We start from the raw sequence: 14,490 nt of genomic DNA on the forward strand, positions 1-14,490 counted from the left end.
TCAGCCTGTCCCGAAGCGCTGCAGTTGCATCTCGCGCAGACGGCTTAGCGTGCGCCGGAAGGCGAAGCCGAGGTAACCCTGGGTGTAGAGCTCATCCAGCGCCACCTCGGCCTCGATATACAGCGGCACGCGGCGGTCGTAGCACTCGTCGACCAGGGCAATGAAGCGCCGTACAGCATCGTCGTTGCGCGACAGCGCGGGCAACTGCCGATCCCCGGCATCGACCCGTTCGGCGCCATCCTCGGTGCCACGGGCGATGCGTCCTTCACGCGGCTCACCGCCCAGGCATGGCACCTCGCCGAGCAGGATGGCCGGGAAACGCTCGCACAATTCGATGAAATCCACCGCCGCCAATGGTTGCTCGCACAGATCGTGAAAACGACACCACAGTGCCGCAGGGCAGTGACCGAGGCTCACCAGGCTGCGATGGGCCAGCTCCAGCGGTTCACGGCTGATGACCTGCCCGTCGCTCAAGCGGCCGAACAGCTCGCCCAGCGCCTGTGGCTGCTGCACCCAATAGCGTTGAACCTCGGCACCGGGATGCAGGCGATGATCCTGTTCACCCTCGACGGCAACGACCCGCATATGCGACTGGAGCGCAGCGATGGCCGGCAGGAAGCGCTCGCGGTTGTAGCCCTCGGCATAGAGCTGATCCGGCGGCTGGTTGGAGGTGGCCACCAGCACCACGCCCTGCTCCACCACCAGGCTGAGCAGGCGGCCCAGCAGCATGGCATCGCCGATATCGCTGACGAACAGCTCGTCGAAACAGAGCACACGCACCTCGCGCCCCAGCTCCTCGGCCAACAGACGCAGCGGGTCGGCATTGCCGGTCAGCTGGAACTGCCGGCGATGCACCCATTGCATGAAGTGATGAAAATGCTGCCGCCGCGCCGGCACACGAAGGGCGTTATAAAAGCTGTCCATCAGCCAGGTCTTGCCACGCCCGACCGGCCCCCAGAGATAAACGCCGAGTGGTCGTTCGCCACGCTGCACGGCCTCGAAGCACTGCTGCAGCGCCTCGACCGCACGGCGCTGTGCGGCATCGACCACGAAGCCGGCTGAAAGCGCACGCGCGTAGGCAGCACGAGGTGAATCCGGCAGGGTCTGCGGCGCGTTCAACGCAACACCAGCCGACCGTCATCGAACTGCCGTGGCCAGTCGCGACGGGTGAGTACCTGGCCCTGCTCGCGCACACGGCGCACTTCAGCCAGATCCAGTTCGCAGATCAGCCAGTGGCTGCGTGTGGGGCACAGCTCCTCGCTCTCGGCGACGATGCCGCTGGCCGGCATGCCGTAGTCCGACGGCACGTACAACGACGCGCGGCCATACCCCTCGTCCAGCGAGGGCGACCAGGGCGCCAGGCCGACGGTGGGCGAATGCAGCACGGCGATCTGATTCTCCAGCGCACGGGCCTGGGCGCCGATGCGTACGCGGTGAAAACCGGCCACGGTATCGGTGCAACTGGGGGCGAGAATCAGGTCGACGCCCGCCTCGGCCAGGGTATGGGCCAGCAAGGGGAATTCGTTGTCATAGCAGATCAGAATGCCGAGCTTGCCCAGTGCCGTGTCGAACACCTTGAGGCCGCTGCCCGCCGCGATGTGCCACTGTTCGAGCTCGAAGCGGGTCATGATCAGTTTGTCCTGGGTACCCAGGCAGCCATCCGGGCCAAACAGCCAGGCGCGATTGCGGTAGATGCCGTCGTCATCGAGCACCGCTACCGAACCGGGCTGCAGGTAGATGTTCAACCGCCGCGCCAGGTGCTCGCACAGTTCGAGCCAGCGTGACAGCAGCGGCTGGATACCCGCGATGGAACCGTACAGGTCGCCACGCTGGTCTTCCGGCAACTGCCCGGTCAGCACCAGCCCGGCGTATTCCGGCAGCAACAACAGCTCAGCGCCCTGACCAGCCGCCTCCTCGCACAGCGCGGTGAGGTGCTCGGCATAGGCCTCCCAGGTGGTGAACAGCTCGATGTGGTACTGGCAGGCGGCGACCCTGATCATGGGGCAAGCTCCTTCAACCAGAACGACATGGGCTTGGCCGATTCCTCGGTTTCGTCCAGGTCGCGCCAGTGGTAACGGGTGTGCAATTCGGGGTGATGGCGGTAGCCGCGCCTGATCCAGAAGGCGTCAAGCGGCTGATAGTCGGCAGGCCGTCGCGGGTGATCGACGGGACGCTGCACGGCGCAGAAGGCGCACCAGTCGAAACGCCCCAGCTTGCGTGCATGGGCCTCGCGCTCGGCGAAGAAGCGCACGCCCAGACCGCGCCCACGCCAGGCCGGCAAGAGCACCGACTCGGCGCAGTAGAAGATCCGCGCCGAGTCCCAGCCCGCAGCAATGAACGGCTGCTGAAACGCCTCGGTTTCGTCCTGCAGCGGCAACGCCGTGCAAGCGCCTACCACCTGACCGGCGTCGACGACCAGCACGCACAGGCTGTCGGCACTGCGCACGTAGGTAGCCAGGTACTCGGTCTCGTAGTCGAGGTCGCCAGCGTAGAGATAGGGAAACTCGCGGAACACCTGGATACGCAGGCGCGCCAGGTCGTCGATATGGGGCGCAATCTCGGCCCCGTGGAGCAACTGAATGTCCATGCGCAGTCGTTGGCCAACAGCAGGGTGACGCCGACGGCTATGCCGGCGGGAAGCGGCGAACTTATCATGCCCACCGGCAAACCACTAACCACGCAACGCAAGGAACTTAGCCATGACCGCCACCGAACTGGTTCAGGCCTACTACGCCGCCTTCAACGCCAGTGACATGCCCGCCTTCCTCGATTTGCTGGCAGATGACGTGGTGCACGACATCAACCAGGGCGAACGCCAGGTCGGCAAGGCCACCTTCGCCGCCTTCATGGACAAGATGAACCGCTGCTACCGCGAGCGCCTGGAAGACATCGTGGTGATGCAGAACGCTGATGGCAGCCGCGCCGCCGCCGAGTTCGTGGTGCACGGCGAGTACCTGGCCGACGACGAAGGCCTGCCGCCGGCCAATGGCCAGACCTACGTGCTGCCGGCCGGCGCTTTCTTCGAGATCAAGGACGGCAAGGTGGCGCGTATCAGCAACTACTACAACCTCAATGACTGGATCGCTCAGGTTTGCTGAGGCGCACGCAACGCACACGGGCACCTAATCTGTGAGGCGCCTGAAACATTCTGCAATGTCTTAATACAGCGTTAAGCCAGCCCCTCACACAATCGCGTCCAGGTTCATTACCGAGGTTCCGAGCATGGAACTACCCTGGGCGCAGCATGATCGTCCCGTTGCCCGTATCGGGCGCGGCGATCGTTACGAACTCCACCTGGCCTCTCCCGACAGCGCACGCCGCGTTGCCCTGGAGCGGTTCATCCGCCAGCGCTTCGAACTGCAGCACGGCGCACGCATCCGCCACTTCATGCCCTGCCTGTTCGGCCTGGAAAATCAAAGCCGGCAGTTGCTCGGCGCGGTGGGCGTGCGCAGCGGCAACAGCGGCCCGCTGTTTCTCGAGCGCTACCTGAACGAGCCGATCCAGACTGCCATCGGCACACGCCTGGGCCACAGCGAGCCCAGCCGGGGCGAGCTGGTGGAAGTCGGCAACCTGGCCGCCGACAGCCCCGGCGCCGCGCGCCTGCTGATCGTCGCCCTGACCGATCTGCTGGTAGCCCTGGGTTTTCGCTGGGTCACCTTCACCGGCACCCCAACCCTGCTCAACAGCTTCCAGCGCCTGGGCCTGACCCCGATCGCCCTGGGCGAAGCCGATCCGGCACGCATGGGCGAGGAGCTTGCTGACTGGGGCAGCTATTACGACAACCGTCCACTGGTCATGGCCGGTGATATCCATGGCGGCCATCAGCGCCTGCTGCAACTGGGCGCCTATCCGCGCCTCGGCCATCAACCGCTCTATGCCCCGGAGGAGATGCCCGATGTGGCCTGCAGCTGAATCCTTCTTCGCTCGCCTGGCCGAGTTCGGCGCGCACATCGCCCTGGCCGAGGGCGAACGCACGCTGACCTATGCCGAACTGCTCGGCGCGGTCGCGGCACGCGGCAGGCACCTGCGCGCCCTCGGCGTCCAGCGCGTAGCGCTGGCCCTGGACAACGGCATCGACTGGGTGCTGTGGGATCTGGCGGCGTTGCATGCGGGCCGGGTCTGCGTACCGGTACCGTCGTTCTTCTCTGCCGAGCAGCAGCGCCATGTGCTCGACAGTGCCGGCATCGATTGCCTGATCGGCAACAGCGCCCCCGGTTTCGCCACCGTCGAGAGCAACATTCATCGCCGCACGGTGACGCAGTCGGCCGCGCTGCATCCGGGCACCTGCAAGATCACCTACACCTCCGGCACCACCGGCCAGCCCAAGGGCGTGTGCCTGGACCTGAAAACGCAACTGGCAGTGGCCGGCAGCCTGGTCAAGGCCAGCGCCAGCCGCGAGGTGCAGCGGCACCTGTGCATCCTGCCGCTGGCGACCCTGCTGGAGAACATCGCTGGCGTCTACGCGCCACTGCTGGCCGGCGCCCGGGTCGAACTGATGCCCATGGCGCAGATCGGCCTGACCGGTGCCAGCGGCTTCGACCTGGCACGCTTTCTCCAGGCACTGCAAGTCGCTCAACCGCACAGCCTGATCCTGCTGCCGCAATTGCTGCTGGCGCTGGTCAGCGCCGGCGAACGCAAATTGCCAGTGCCGAGCTCGCTGCGTTTCGTCGCCGTGGGTGGCGGGCGGGTTTCCGCGCAGTTGCTGGAGCGCGCCGACGCGTTGAGTCTGCCGATCTTCGAGGGCTATGGCCTGTCCGAGTGCGCCTCGGTGGTGTGCCTGAACACGCCCGAGCAACGCCGCATCGGCAGCACCGGAAAACCGCTCGACCATCTACAAGTGACGCTGGCGGGCGACGACGAAGTGCTGGTCAAGGGCGCGCGCATGCTCGGTTATCTGGGTGAGCCGGCACCGCAAGGCGAATGGCTGGGCACCGGTGACCTCGGTCATTTCGAGGATGGCTTTCTGGTGCTGCACGGGCGCAAGAAGCATCGGTTCATCACCGCCTACGGGCGCAACGTCAACCCGGAATGGGTGGAGTCAGAACTGGTGCAGCAGTTGCCCATCGCCCAGGCCTGGCTGCACGGCGAGGCGCTGCCGGGCAACGTCGCGGTGCTGGTACCGCGCTTCCCCAACACCCCCGACGCGCAGTTGCAGGCAGCCGTGGACGCCGTCAACGAAGGTCTGCCGGACTACGCCCGCGTGCACCACTGGCTGCGCGCGGATGCCCCGTTCAGTGCGAGCAACGACCTGGCCACGGCCAACGGTCGGCTGCGCCGCGCCGCCCTGTTCACCCATTACCAAACCGCCATCGATGAGTTGATGGCAGAAGGAGTACACGCATGAGCTTCTACGAATCCCTGCTGGCCCAGACCCAGGCCGAGCGCGACTACCTGCTCGGCGCGCCGATCATCCAGCAGGCCATGACTGGCCAGGTTGCCCTGCACAGCTACATCGCCTTTCTCACCGAGGCCTACCACCACGTCAAGCACACCGTGCCGTTGCTGATGGCCTGCGGCGCGCGCCTGCCGGAACGTCTGGAATGGCTGCGCGAGGCCATCGCCGAGTACATCGAGGAAGAAACCGGCCACCAGGAGTGGATACTCAATGACATCGCGGCCTGTGGCGCCGACAAGGAAGCGGTGCGCCATGGCACACCGCACATGGCCACCGAACTGATGGTGGCCTATGTCTACGACCGCATCGCCCGGCATAACCCGGTGAGTTTCTTCGGCATGGTCAACGTGCTCGAAGGCACCAGCATCGCCCTGGCCACCCAGGCCGCCGGCATCATTCAGGACAAACTGCAGCTGCCGAACAAGGCCTTCAGCTACCTCAACTCCCACGGCAGCCTGGACCTGGAACACATCGAGTTCTTCAAGAAACTGATGAACCAACTGGACAACGACGATGACAAGGCCGCCGTGGTGCACACTGCCAAAGTCGTCTACCGCCTGTATGGCGACATGTTCCGCAGCCTGCCGCTGGCTGGCGAGGAGTAAGGCCATGCAGCCGACAGATTGCCGTGCCCTGCTGACCGGCGCCAGTGGTGGCATCGGCCTGGCCCTGGCGCATCGTCTGGCCAGCGAAGGCGCCCATCTGCTGCTGGTCGGGCGCCGGCTGGAGCCGCTGCAGCCGCTTCTGCAACGCTTCCCGCAGAACGTGCTACTGGTGCAGGCCGATATCGCCAGCCGCAGCGGGCGTGATGCACTGTTCGCCGCCGCGCAGAACTTCGGTGGGCTGAACTGCCTGATCAACGCGGCGGGGGTCAATCGCTTCGGCCTGCTCGATCAGCAGGATGAGCAGCAGATCGCCGAATTGATCGGCCTCAACGTCACCGCCACGCTGCAACTGACCCAGCGCCTGCTGCCGCTGCTGCGTGCGCAACGGCATGCGCTGGTGATCAACGTCGGCTCCACCTTCGGCGCCATCGGCTACCCCGGCTTCGCCGCCTACTGCGCCAGCAAGTTCGCCCTGCGCGGCTTCTCCGAGGCACTTCGGCGCGAGCTGGCCGACACCCACGTGCGCGTCCTCTACTTCGCCCCGCGTGCCACTCGCACATCGATGAACGCCCCCAGTGTGGTGGCGATGAACGATGAGCTGGGCGTGGCCATGGATGACCCACAGCAGGTCGCCGAGGCGCTGCTCCACACCCTCCGCAGCGAGCGGGAAGAACGTCACCTGGGCTGGCCGGAACGCCTGTTCGTCCGCCTCAACGGCCTGCTGCCGCGCGTGGTCGACCAGGCCCTGCGCAAGCAGTTGCCGATCATTCAACGCTTTGCCCGCCACAAGCACTGAGGAGATTGCCCATGAACGCATTTCGCACCCTGATCATCGCTGTCCTCGGCTTCACCGCCCTGCCCGCTTTCGCCCTCAGTGACAACGGCCAGGCCCAGTTGCAGCAGTTGCAGACACGCTGGGCCGAGATCAACTACCAGACGCCGGAGAAGCAGCGCGAAGCGGCCTTTGCCACGCTCGTCACGCAAGCCGATGCCGCATTGGCGAGCGAGCCCAAGGCAGCTGAGCTGCTGATCTGGCGCGGCATCATCCTCAGCACCCAGGCCGGCGCCAAGGGTGGTCTCGGCGCCCTGGGCCTGGTCAAGCAGGCCAAAGCCAGCCTGGAGCAGGCGCTGGCCATCGATCCAAAAGCCCTGGCTGGCTCGGCCTACACCAGCCTCGGCAGCCTGTATTACCAGGTCCCCGGTTGGCCGATCGGCTTCGGTGACGACGAACAGGCCGAGAAAATGCTCGAGCAGGCACTGGCGATCAACCCCGACGGTCTCGATCCGAACTATTTCTATGGCGACTTCCTGCAACGGCAGAAACGCTACGAGCAAGCCCGCGCCGCGCTGGAAAAGGCCCTGGCCGCAAAAGACCGTCCTGGTCGCGAGCTGGCCGACCAGGGCCGTCGCGCAGAAGCCACAGCGCTTTTGCAGCAGGTGACAGGTAAACTCCAGTAACCCTCTGCAGGAGTGACCATGCGCATTCTTCTCGTCGAAGACGATCAGGCCCTGGGCGAAGGCATTCGCACCGCGCTGAAACCCGAAGGCTACACCGTGGACTGGCTACAGGACGGCGCCAGCGCGCTGCATGCGCTGAGCCACGAGAGTTTCGAACTGGCCATTCTCGACCTCGGCCTGCCGCGCATGGACGGCCTGCAGGTGCTCAAGCACCTGCGCGCAGCGGCCAACCCGGTACCAGTGCTGGTGCTCACCGCACGTGACGCCACCAGCGACCGCATCGCGGGCCTCGATGCCGGCGCAGACGATTACCTGGTCAAGCCCTTCGATGTCGCCGAGCTCAAAGCACGCCTGCGTGCCCTGCTGCGGCGCAGCTTCCAGCGCCCGCAACCGGCACTGGAATACCGCGGCATCAGTCTCGACCCGGCCAGCCAGGTGGTCGAATACCAGGGCCAGGTCATCAACCTGCCACGCAAGGAATTTCTCCTGCTGCACGAACTGCTGATCCAGCCCGGTCGCGTGCTGACCCGCGACAAGCTGCAACAGGCGCTCTATGGCTGGGATGAGGAAGTGGAAAGCAACGCTCTGGAAGTGCACGTGCACCACCTGCGCAAGAAATTCTTCCCGGAGCTGATCCGCACCGTGCGCGGCGTCGGTTATCTGGTGGACAAATGAGGCTGCTGAAAACCTTCGGTTCCATTCGTACCCGCATGCTCGCCCTGCTACTGCTGCTGGTAGCGGCCAGCTTCGGGCTGATCAGCCACAAGATCTACAACGACTCGGTGCATGAGGTGCGCGAGCTGTTCGACGCTCAGCTGTCGCAGACTGCGCGCCTGCTCATGGGGCTGGTACGTCATGACCTGAGTGAAAGTGAACGCAACGAGATGCAGGCTGTACTCGACGAGGCGCTGCTGCTGCACAACGCGCGCAACCCGGACAACCTGCTCGGCCACGAGTATGAAGGCAAGCTGGCCTTCCAGATGCTCGATGACGATGGCGAGCTGCTGTTCCAGTCCGCCAGTGCCCCGCCCGGCTTGCTCAACGGTATGATCGCGCAGCTCGGCCTGGCGCTACCCCACGAAGACCAGCCCATGCGCGAGCGCCTGGTCCAGCTGGCCCGCTATCTGATCGGCTATCACACTCTGAATATCGGCGAGCATCGCTGGCGCGTGTTCGTGCTGCATGACAGTCGTGATCACCACTGGGTACTGGCGGGCGAGCGCGAAGACGTGCGCGGCGAGCTGATCGGCAAGATTGCCCGACGCAGCCTGCAACCGCTGCTGATCGGCCTGCCCATCGTCGGTCTGCTGCTGTGGCTGACCGTGGGTTGGGGTTTGTATCCGCTCAAACGCATGGCCGATGCCATTCGCGGCCGCGCCCCGGACAACCTGGCGCCGCTGGTCTTCCCGCCACTACCCAACGAGCTGGAGCCGATGGCCGCCGCGCTCAATCGCCTGCTGATGCAGGTCAACCAGTTGCTCGAACAGGAAAAGCGCTTCATCGCCGATGCCGCCCACGAGCTGCGTACGCCGTTGGCAGTGCTGCGCATCCACGCCCAGAACGCACTGGAAGCCCCGGATGCCGCCGACCGCGAAGAAGCGCTCAGGCAATTGGGCAGCGGCGTCGACCGCGCGACCCGGGTGGTCGCGCAACTGTTGACACTGGCGCGCCTGGACCCCAACGGCATCCGCCTGAACATGGATCACCTCGACCTGCTGGCCTTCCTGCGTGGCGAGCTGGCCGAGCTGACCCCGCTGGCGCTCAATCGCGGCCAGGAGCTGACTCTCGACGCTCAGGAACCAGGCGACTATTACCTGCCGGCAGATGCACCCAGCCTGGGAATCCTGCTGCAAAACCTGGTGGGTAATGCCGTGCAGTACACCCCGGCGGGCGGCTGCGTTCAGGTGCAACTGCAGGCTACCCCTCAGGACCTGCTGCTACAGGTACTCGACAGCGGCCCTGGAGTACCAGCAGAGATGCGCGAGCGCTTGTTCGAGCGCTTCTTCCGCGTCGGCGAAGGCCAGGGCGCCGGGCTGGGCTTGTCCATCGTGCGCCGCATCGTTGAATTGCATCAGGGCAGTATTGCCCTCGATGAGTCACCACTCGGCGGCCTGCGTGTCAGCGTGCGCTTACCCCGGCGTCCCGGCAGCCTTGCCTGAATGATCGCAACGACAAATATCGATGATCAGGTATAGCCATGGCCAATCACAAAGATAGAGACAATCCGTTTTATCAATCAAAGCGTTTCTCCGATCATGCACACCTGTTCAACAGCCACTACCTACAGGAGTAACTTCGCATGAGCCTGATCAAACGCTTCTTCCAGCAATCCCAACCGAGCCAGCAGCCGACCACCCCGAACGTGCAGGAGCACCCGAACTTCTGGATGTACCAGTGACTCAGCCACTTGCACCGACCACCCTCAGCGGCACCTGACGCCCGGCCTTCTGTGCCAGGTAGCGGGTGCAGCTGACACGAAGGAACGAGGCGAAATTGACCACTTCGCCGCGAAAATCCATGACCTCGTCATGCAACTTGGCGATCAGCTGGTTGGTGGTCATGCCATCGACTTCGGCGATTTCGCGCAGGATGTCCCAGAACTGATTTTCCAGACGCAACGTGGTGACCACACCGCGGATGCGCAATGAGCGTGCGCGCGATTCGTAGAGAATCGGGTCGGCCTTCACATAGAGTTCGCACATCGATCGTGCTCCTGAAAGGTAGGGCGGTGCAACCCGCCACGTATGGACTGGCGGGATTGCACCCGCCCTACGTCTTGCCCGTGCCATAGCCCGGTGCAGTCAGTGCGTGAATGCCGACGATGATGCGCCCGGATTGCATCCGGGCTCCGGCTGCTCATAAGCGGATTTCAGTCCCCAGCACCTTGAGAAACGCCGCCAGCCAGGCCGGATGCGCAGGCCAGGCTGGCGCGGTGACCAGCTTGCCCTGCACATGCGCCTGATCCACCGGGATTTCCACGTACTTGCCACCGGCCAACGCCACCTCCGGCGCACAAGCAGGATAGGCACTGCACTCGCGTCCCTCCAGCACCCCGGCGGCCGCCAGCAACTGAGCACCGTGGCAGACGGCAGCGATGGGCTTGTCGGCGCTGGTGAAGGCCTTCACCAGCGCGATGACGTCGGCATTCAGGCGCAGGTACTCGGGCGCACGACCACCGGGAATGACCAGAGCGTCATAGTCCTCGGCACGGACCTTGGCAAAATCGAAGTTGAGCGCAAAGTTGTGCCCCGGCTTCTCGCTGTAGGTCTGGTCGCCCTCGAAATCGTGGATGGCGGTACGCACTGTCTGACCAGCCACCTTGTTCGGACAGACCGCATGCACGGTGTGACCGACCATCTGCAGCGCCTGGAATGGCACCATGGTTTCGTAGTCCTCGGCGTAGTCGCCGACCAGCATGAGAATTTTCTTGGCAGCCATGATCGTCTCCTGAAGGTAGGTGGAACGAACGCCATTATTCGCCCCTATTTCCTCCGACAGGTAACAGCCGGGTACTACTCACTGCACAGACACCGACTTTGTGGAAGCCTCGCCCGCCGCGAACCAGAACAGCAGGGCCTGGCAAAGCTTCGCCTCGGGGCTCCTGCCAGACGCCGCATTGAGCGCTTTATATGATCACTACCGGGCTTTCAGTGCCCGCATGTGGTCTAGAGCGCGTATTTCTGCAGGTTGGCCATCATCTCCCTGAGCGCTTCGACGTTGTCGGCCGGGTGCGCAGCGCCCTCGAAATCGCAGACACGTTGCCACTGCGCCGCGACATCCTCGGGGCTGAAACCGACCTTGGGATCGAAGCCCGCGCCCAGGCTACGCTCCCAGCGCACCTTGCCCACCCAACCACCGCCGACCTCGAACAGGCCACCGGTGTCCTGACAGGCGGCGCTACCGAGGTACACCACCAAGGGGCTGACCAGCTCGGGTTTGAGCTGCTCGAACACCTGCGGCGGAATCAGTCCTTCGGTCATGCGCGTGGCACCGGTCGGTGCGATGGCGTTGACCAGGATGTTGTTCTTGCGCCCTTCGATGGCCAGGGTACGAGTCAGCCCGTACAGGCCGAGCTTGGCCATACCGTAGTTGCTCTGGCCAAAGTTGCCGTAGATGCCGGAGGTCGACGAGGTGAAGATGACACGGCCGAAGTTCTGCTCGCGCAAGTGGGGCCAGGCCGCGTGAGTGGTCTTGTAGGCACCTTCGACATGGACCCTGTAGACCAGATCCCAGTCGGCATCTTCCATCTTGTGGAAGCTCTTGTCGCGCAGAATGCCGGCATTGTTGACCAGCACATCGATACGGCCGAAATGATCGAGTGCCGTCTGCACGATCTTGTCGCCGTCGGTGACCGAGTCATGGTTGGCCACTGCAGTACCGCCGAAGGCGCGAATCTCTTCCACCACCTTGTCGGCTGCCGAAGCGTTGGCCCCTTCACCATGGGTGCTACCGCCGAGATCGTTGACCACCACCTTGGCACCATGACGAGCGAACAGCAGTGCATGGGCGCGGCCCAGGCCACCGCCGGCACCGGTGACTATGACCACTTGATCTTCGAAACGGATGGCATCGCTCATCGACAGCTTCCTCGGGCAGGTTGTGAATGCACCGAGTGTCAGGCAGCCCCGCACGCTTCACAAGACGCGCGCGGGCGCTGAATGACGGCCGATAATGTGACCTTATGCGCGCTCAGGCGACGCGAATCAGGGTCAGGTGGTTGTACAGGTGCAACACGTGCGCCTCGGCGTATTCGCCATGCTCCAACGCACCATAGGCGAAGTGTGGCTTTAGCGCGCCCTGGTGCTCGGAGAAACGCTGGAAGGCCATCTGCAGCCGCTGCAACGCCAAGGCTTGATCGGCGGGTTCGGTCAGAGCGGCTGCGCCGGGAATTGCTTCGTCCAGCGGATGACGCATGGCGCCGCGCACGCTGAACATGGCGAACGCGGCAGGCCCTAGGCTGTGGCGAAACCAGGCCGGTTTCAGTTCGGGATAACCGTCGATGGAATAATCGATGCTCTGCGCACAGTGATTGAACACTTCGCTCGGGCTCCAGCCGCGAATGCTCTGCAGCGTCTTGCCCTGCAGGTCTGCCAGCACCTGGCGTGCGCCCTCCAGGCTGACAGCCGCCGGCCGTGGCCCGGCAGGCAAGGCCCAGTAGCCGGCGCCGAGTGCGGCGGTTCCGCCGAACACGGCGCCTTTGAGCAGAGTGCGTCTACGCATGCGGGCTCCTGGCAGCACGAAACTGCAGGTAATGCTCGAGCACCGCAGCCGGCGCCTCCAACTGCGGATAGTGGCCGATGCCGTCGAGCAGAACGGTGTCGGCGTCTGCGATCAGCTCACGGTAACGCGCCACCATATGTGCACCGGAGATGGGATCGAAGGCGCCATCGATCACCCGCATCGGCAGCGCCGTGGCCTGCATCGCCGTGACCCAGCGCTGCCGTTGCTGGCGCCGCTCGGGCATGTAGCGAATAAGACGATGCATCACCGCCGGGCCGTTGTTGTACGCCACCAGTTGCCACAGTGCATCCAGTTCGGCTTCGCTGGCCTGGGTGTGCGGGCCGAAGATACGGGCAAAACTCTGCGCCAGCTTGCGCCGTGAGAACAACCGTCCGATCAGCGGACCAAGCGGCCCGAGCAGCAACTTCTGCACCCGCACCGGATGATGGGTTTCGGGGAACAGGCCGCCGTTGAGGAACACACAACTTGCCAACTGTACTTGCCCCTCCTGATGCCGTGCGATCAGCTCCTGGGCAACGCTGTCGCCATAGTCATGAGCCAGCACATGCACCGGGCGCTGCTCGCCGATATGGGCCAGCAGTCCCAGCTGCAGATCAGCCTGCTCCAGCAGGCTATAGGCATGCCCACGCGGCTTGGCCGAGTAACCGAAGCCAAGCATGTCGCAGGCGATCACACGGTAACGCTCGGCCAGCGGCACCCACAGGCGATGCCAGTCCCAGCTGGCGCTGGGAAAGCCGTGAATCAGCAGCAGCGGCTGGGCTTGTGTGTCTCCAGCGGTCCAGTAACGGATCCTGTGCCCACGAAAGTCCAGCACCTGGCTTTGCCCGCGCCATTCATCCAGGGCAATGCCTGGCAGCTCGCTCACTGGTCGTAACCCGGCATCTGCTGATCCAGCTTGCGCAGCAGCGCTGGCCAGGGCAGCGCGCCGCCCATGCCCTGCGGCGTTTTCATCACGCCGGCGATCATTGCCCGTGCGCCGTCGAGGATCTGCTGCGGAATGTGGATCAGCTCGGCACCGCCGCTCTGCGCCATGACCTGAATCTCGCAGGCGCGCTGCAGGATGAACATGCCAAGGAACGCATCGGCGATACCGCCGAAAGCGGTGAGCAGCCCATGGTTGGGCAGGATCATGAAGTTCTTGTCGCCCAGATCCGCCTGCAGCCGCGCTTTCTCGTCATGATTCAGCGCCACGCCTTCATAACCGTGGTAGGCCAGACTGGCGAGGACGAACAGTGATTGCTGCGACAGCGGCAGCAAGCCCTGCTTCTGCGCCGACACGGCGATCCCGGCAGACGTATGGATGTGCAGCACGCAACCGACGTCATGGCGCACCTCGTGCACGGCGCTGTGAATGGTGTAACCGGCCGGGTTGATGTCGAACGGGCTGTCCATCAGCTTGTTGCCCGCCAGGTCGACCTTGACCAGGCTCGACGCCGTGATTTCGTGGAACATCAGGCCATAGGGGTTGATCAGGAAATCTTCCGTACCCGGTACCTTGGCAGAGATATGCGTGAAGATCAGGTCGTCCCAGCCATAGAGGGCAATCAGCCGGTAGCAGGCGGCGAGGTCGACGCGTGCACGCCATTCGGCCTCGGAAACCAGATTCTTCACGGCAGGGAGTTTCAGCGGAGCATTCACGGCGGTCACCTCGATATTCTTGTTGGTCGGTGGTGTCCGCAGTCTAGCCAGGCGCGTCGCTGGCGGTAGTTGCCCTGGCAGCCATCTTGATGGCTTTGCGGGTCACGGCTCTGGCGCGCCGTGGTGCGATAGGCAGGTATTCGCCGCTTTTAT

Annotated in this window: 17 protein-coding genes; 8 read left to right on the forward strand and 9 right to left on the reverse strand. The window is 64.3% G+C overall.

From position 1 onward, the window contains the following. Genes zapE through H3221_RS17060 form a run of 3 tightly spaced genes read right to left on the reverse strand, consistent with a single transcriptional unit; the run spans window position 1 to window position 2,587 of the window. The gene (gene zapE, locus H3221_RS17050) at window positions 1-1,119 is read right to left on the reverse strand and encodes a cell division protein ZapE (RefSeq protein ID WP_196475806.1); all 1,119 of its coding nucleotides are present in this window, start codon (window positions 1,117-1,119) and stop codon (window positions 1-3) included. Then, the gene (locus tag H3221_RS17055) at window positions 1,116-2,000 is read right to left on the reverse strand and encodes a carbon-nitrogen hydrolase family protein (RefSeq protein ID WP_196475807.1); all 885 of its coding nucleotides are present in this window, start codon (window positions 1,998-2,000) and stop codon (window positions 1,116-1,118) included. Before H3221_RS17055 ends, zapE begins: the two co-directional genes overlap by 4 nt. Next, entirely contained in the window at window positions 1,997-2,587 is a 591-nt protein-coding gene (locus tag H3221_RS17060) for a GNAT family N-acetyltransferase (protein ID WP_196475808.1), read from the reverse strand. Before H3221_RS17060 ends, H3221_RS17055 begins: the two co-directional genes overlap by 4 nt. Window positions 2,588-2,699: 112 nt before the next feature. Here H3221_RS17060 and H3221_RS17065 point away from each other — a divergent pair, with 112 nt between their 5' ends. From H3221_RS17065 to H3221_RS17100, 8 genes are all read left to right on the forward strand, one after another. Continuing rightward, window positions 2,700-3,098, forward strand: a complete 399-nt coding sequence (locus H3221_RS17065) for a nuclear transport factor 2 family protein (protein WP_196475809.1) — start codon at window positions 2,700-2,702, stop codon at window positions 3,096-3,098. A gap of 124 nt (window positions 3,099-3,222) precedes the next feature. Further along, complete coding sequence (locus H3221_RS17070; protein ID WP_196475810.1) at window positions 3,223-3,912, forward strand: thermostable hemolysin; 690 nt, start codon at window positions 3,223-3,225, stop codon at window positions 3,910-3,912. Beyond that, window positions 3,896-5,344: an AMP-binding protein gene (locus H3221_RS17075; RefSeq protein WP_196475811.1), complete on the forward strand. Its 1,449-nt coding sequence runs from the start codon at window positions 3,896-3,898 to the stop codon at window positions 5,342-5,344. Before H3221_RS17070 ends, H3221_RS17075 begins: the two co-directional genes overlap by 17 nt. Next, window positions 5,341-6,000, forward strand: coding sequence for a TenA family transcriptional regulator (locus tag H3221_RS17080; protein WP_196475812.1), 660 nt, complete (start codon window positions 5,341-5,343; stop codon window positions 5,998-6,000). The genes H3221_RS17075 and H3221_RS17080 overlap by 4 nt, the downstream gene beginning before the upstream one ends. A gap of 4 nt (window positions 6,001-6,004) precedes the next feature. Next, window positions 6,005-6,796, forward strand: coding sequence for an SDR family oxidoreductase (locus tag H3221_RS17085; protein WP_196475813.1), 792 nt, complete (start codon window positions 6,005-6,007; stop codon window positions 6,794-6,796). Between the two features lie 11 nt (window positions 6,797-6,807). Next, window positions 6,808-7,458, forward strand: a complete 651-nt coding sequence (locus H3221_RS17090) for a tetratricopeptide repeat protein (RefSeq protein WP_196475814.1) — start codon at window positions 6,808-6,810, stop codon at window positions 7,456-7,458. Window positions 7,459-7,476: 18 nt separating this feature from the next. Beyond that, complete coding sequence (locus tag H3221_RS17095) at window positions 7,477-8,133, forward strand: response regulator transcription factor (RefSeq protein ID WP_021490245.1); 657 nt, start codon at window positions 7,477-7,479, stop codon at window positions 8,131-8,133. Then, window positions 8,130-9,617 carry an ATP-binding protein gene (locus H3221_RS17100; RefSeq protein ID WP_196475815.1) on the forward strand — a complete coding sequence of 496 codons (1,488 nt, stop codon included), beginning with the start codon at window positions 8,130-8,132 and terminating at the stop codon, window positions 9,615-9,617. The genes H3221_RS17095 and H3221_RS17100 overlap by 4 nt, the downstream gene beginning before the upstream one ends. A 240-nt stretch (window positions 9,618-9,857) precedes the next feature. On the opposite strand, the gene H3221_RS17105 is transcribed toward H3221_RS17100, so the two are convergent. The 6 genes from H3221_RS17105 to H3221_RS17130 form a co-directional block, all read right to left on the reverse strand. Continuing rightward, window positions 9,858-10,160: a ribbon-helix-helix domain-containing protein gene (locus H3221_RS17105; protein WP_160019716.1), complete on the reverse strand. Its 303-nt coding sequence runs from the start codon at window positions 10,158-10,160 to the stop codon at window positions 9,858-9,860. Window positions 10,161-10,314: 154 nt separating this feature from the next. Further along, window positions 10,315-10,899, reverse strand: coding sequence for a DJ-1/PfpI family protein (locus tag H3221_RS17110; RefSeq protein WP_196475885.1), 585 nt, complete (start codon window positions 10,897-10,899; stop codon window positions 10,315-10,317). A gap of 224 nt (window positions 10,900-11,123) precedes the next feature. Continuing rightward, complete coding sequence (locus H3221_RS17115) at window positions 11,124-12,035, reverse strand: SDR family oxidoreductase (protein ID WP_196475816.1); 912 nt, start codon at window positions 12,033-12,035, stop codon at window positions 11,124-11,126. A 112-nt stretch (window positions 12,036-12,147) separates the two neighbouring features. Continuing rightward, entirely contained in the window at window positions 12,148-12,678 is a 531-nt protein-coding gene (locus H3221_RS17120; RefSeq protein ID WP_196475817.1) for a DUF1569 domain-containing protein, read from the reverse strand. Then, a complete protein-coding gene (locus tag H3221_RS17125; RefSeq protein ID WP_196475818.1) occupies window positions 12,671-13,564 on the reverse strand; it encodes an alpha/beta fold hydrolase in 894 nt (297 codons plus the stop codon). The genes H3221_RS17120 and H3221_RS17125 overlap by 8 nt, the downstream gene beginning before the upstream one ends. After that, window positions 13,561-14,337 (reverse strand): class II aldolase/adducin family protein, encoded by a 777-nt coding sequence (locus tag H3221_RS17130; RefSeq protein WP_100547026.1) that lies wholly within the window; start codon window positions 14,335-14,337, stop codon window positions 13,561-13,563. Before H3221_RS17130 ends, H3221_RS17125 begins: the two co-directional genes overlap by 4 nt. Window positions 14,338-14,490 lie beyond the last annotated feature (153 nt).

The organism is Pseudomonas chaetocerotis, from assembly GCF_015712105.2.
GTDB lineage: Bacteria > Pseudomonadota > Gammaproteobacteria > Pseudomonadales > Pseudomonadaceae > Aquipseudomonas > Aquipseudomonas chaetocerotis.

Coding starts and splice junctions, on each gene's coding strand:
- H3221_RS17060 (WP_196475808.1), bottom strand. CDS start 2,587: ATGGACATTCAGTTGCTCCACGGGGCCGAGATTGCGCCCCATATCGAC.
- H3221_RS17115 (WP_196475816.1), bottom strand. CDS start 12,035: ATGAGCGATGCCATCCGTTTCGAAGATCAAGTGGTCATAGTCACCGGT.
- H3221_RS17120 (WP_196475817.1), bottom strand. CDS start 12,678: ATGCGTAGACGCACTCTGCTCAAAGGCGCCGTGTTCGGCGGAACCGCC.
- H3221_RS17075 (WP_196475811.1), top strand. CDS start 3,896: ATGTGGCCTGCAGCTGAATCCTTCTTCGCTCGCCTGGCCGAGTTCGGC.
- H3221_RS17055 (WP_196475807.1), bottom strand. CDS start 2,000: ATGATCAGGGTCGCCGCCTGCCAGTACCACATCGAGCTGTTCACCACC.
- H3221_RS17070 (WP_196475810.1), top strand. CDS start 3,223: ATGGAACTACCCTGGGCGCAGCATGATCGTCCCGTTGCCCGTATCGGG.
- H3221_RS17080 (WP_196475812.1), top strand. CDS start 5,341: ATGAGCTTCTACGAATCCCTGCTGGCCCAGACCCAGGCCGAGCGCGAC.
- H3221_RS17095 (WP_021490245.1), top strand. CDS start 7,477: ATGCGCATTCTTCTCGTCGAAGACGATCAGGCCCTGGGCGAAGGCATT.
- H3221_RS17065 (WP_196475809.1), top strand. CDS start 2,700: ATGACCGCCACCGAACTGGTTCAGGCCTACTACGCCGCCTTCAACGCC.
- H3221_RS17090 (WP_196475814.1), top strand. CDS start 6,808: ATGAACGCATTTCGCACCCTGATCATCGCTGTCCTCGGCTTCACCGCC.
- H3221_RS17085 (WP_196475813.1), top strand. CDS start 6,005: ATGCAGCCGACAGATTGCCGTGCCCTGCTGACCGGCGCCAGTGGTGGC.
- H3221_RS17105 (WP_160019716.1), bottom strand. CDS start 10,160: ATGTGCGAACTCTATGTGAAGGCCGACCCGATTCTCTACGAATCGCGC.
- H3221_RS17100 (WP_196475815.1), top strand. CDS start 8,130: ATGAGGCTGCTGAAAACCTTCGGTTCCATTCGTACCCGCATGCTCGCC.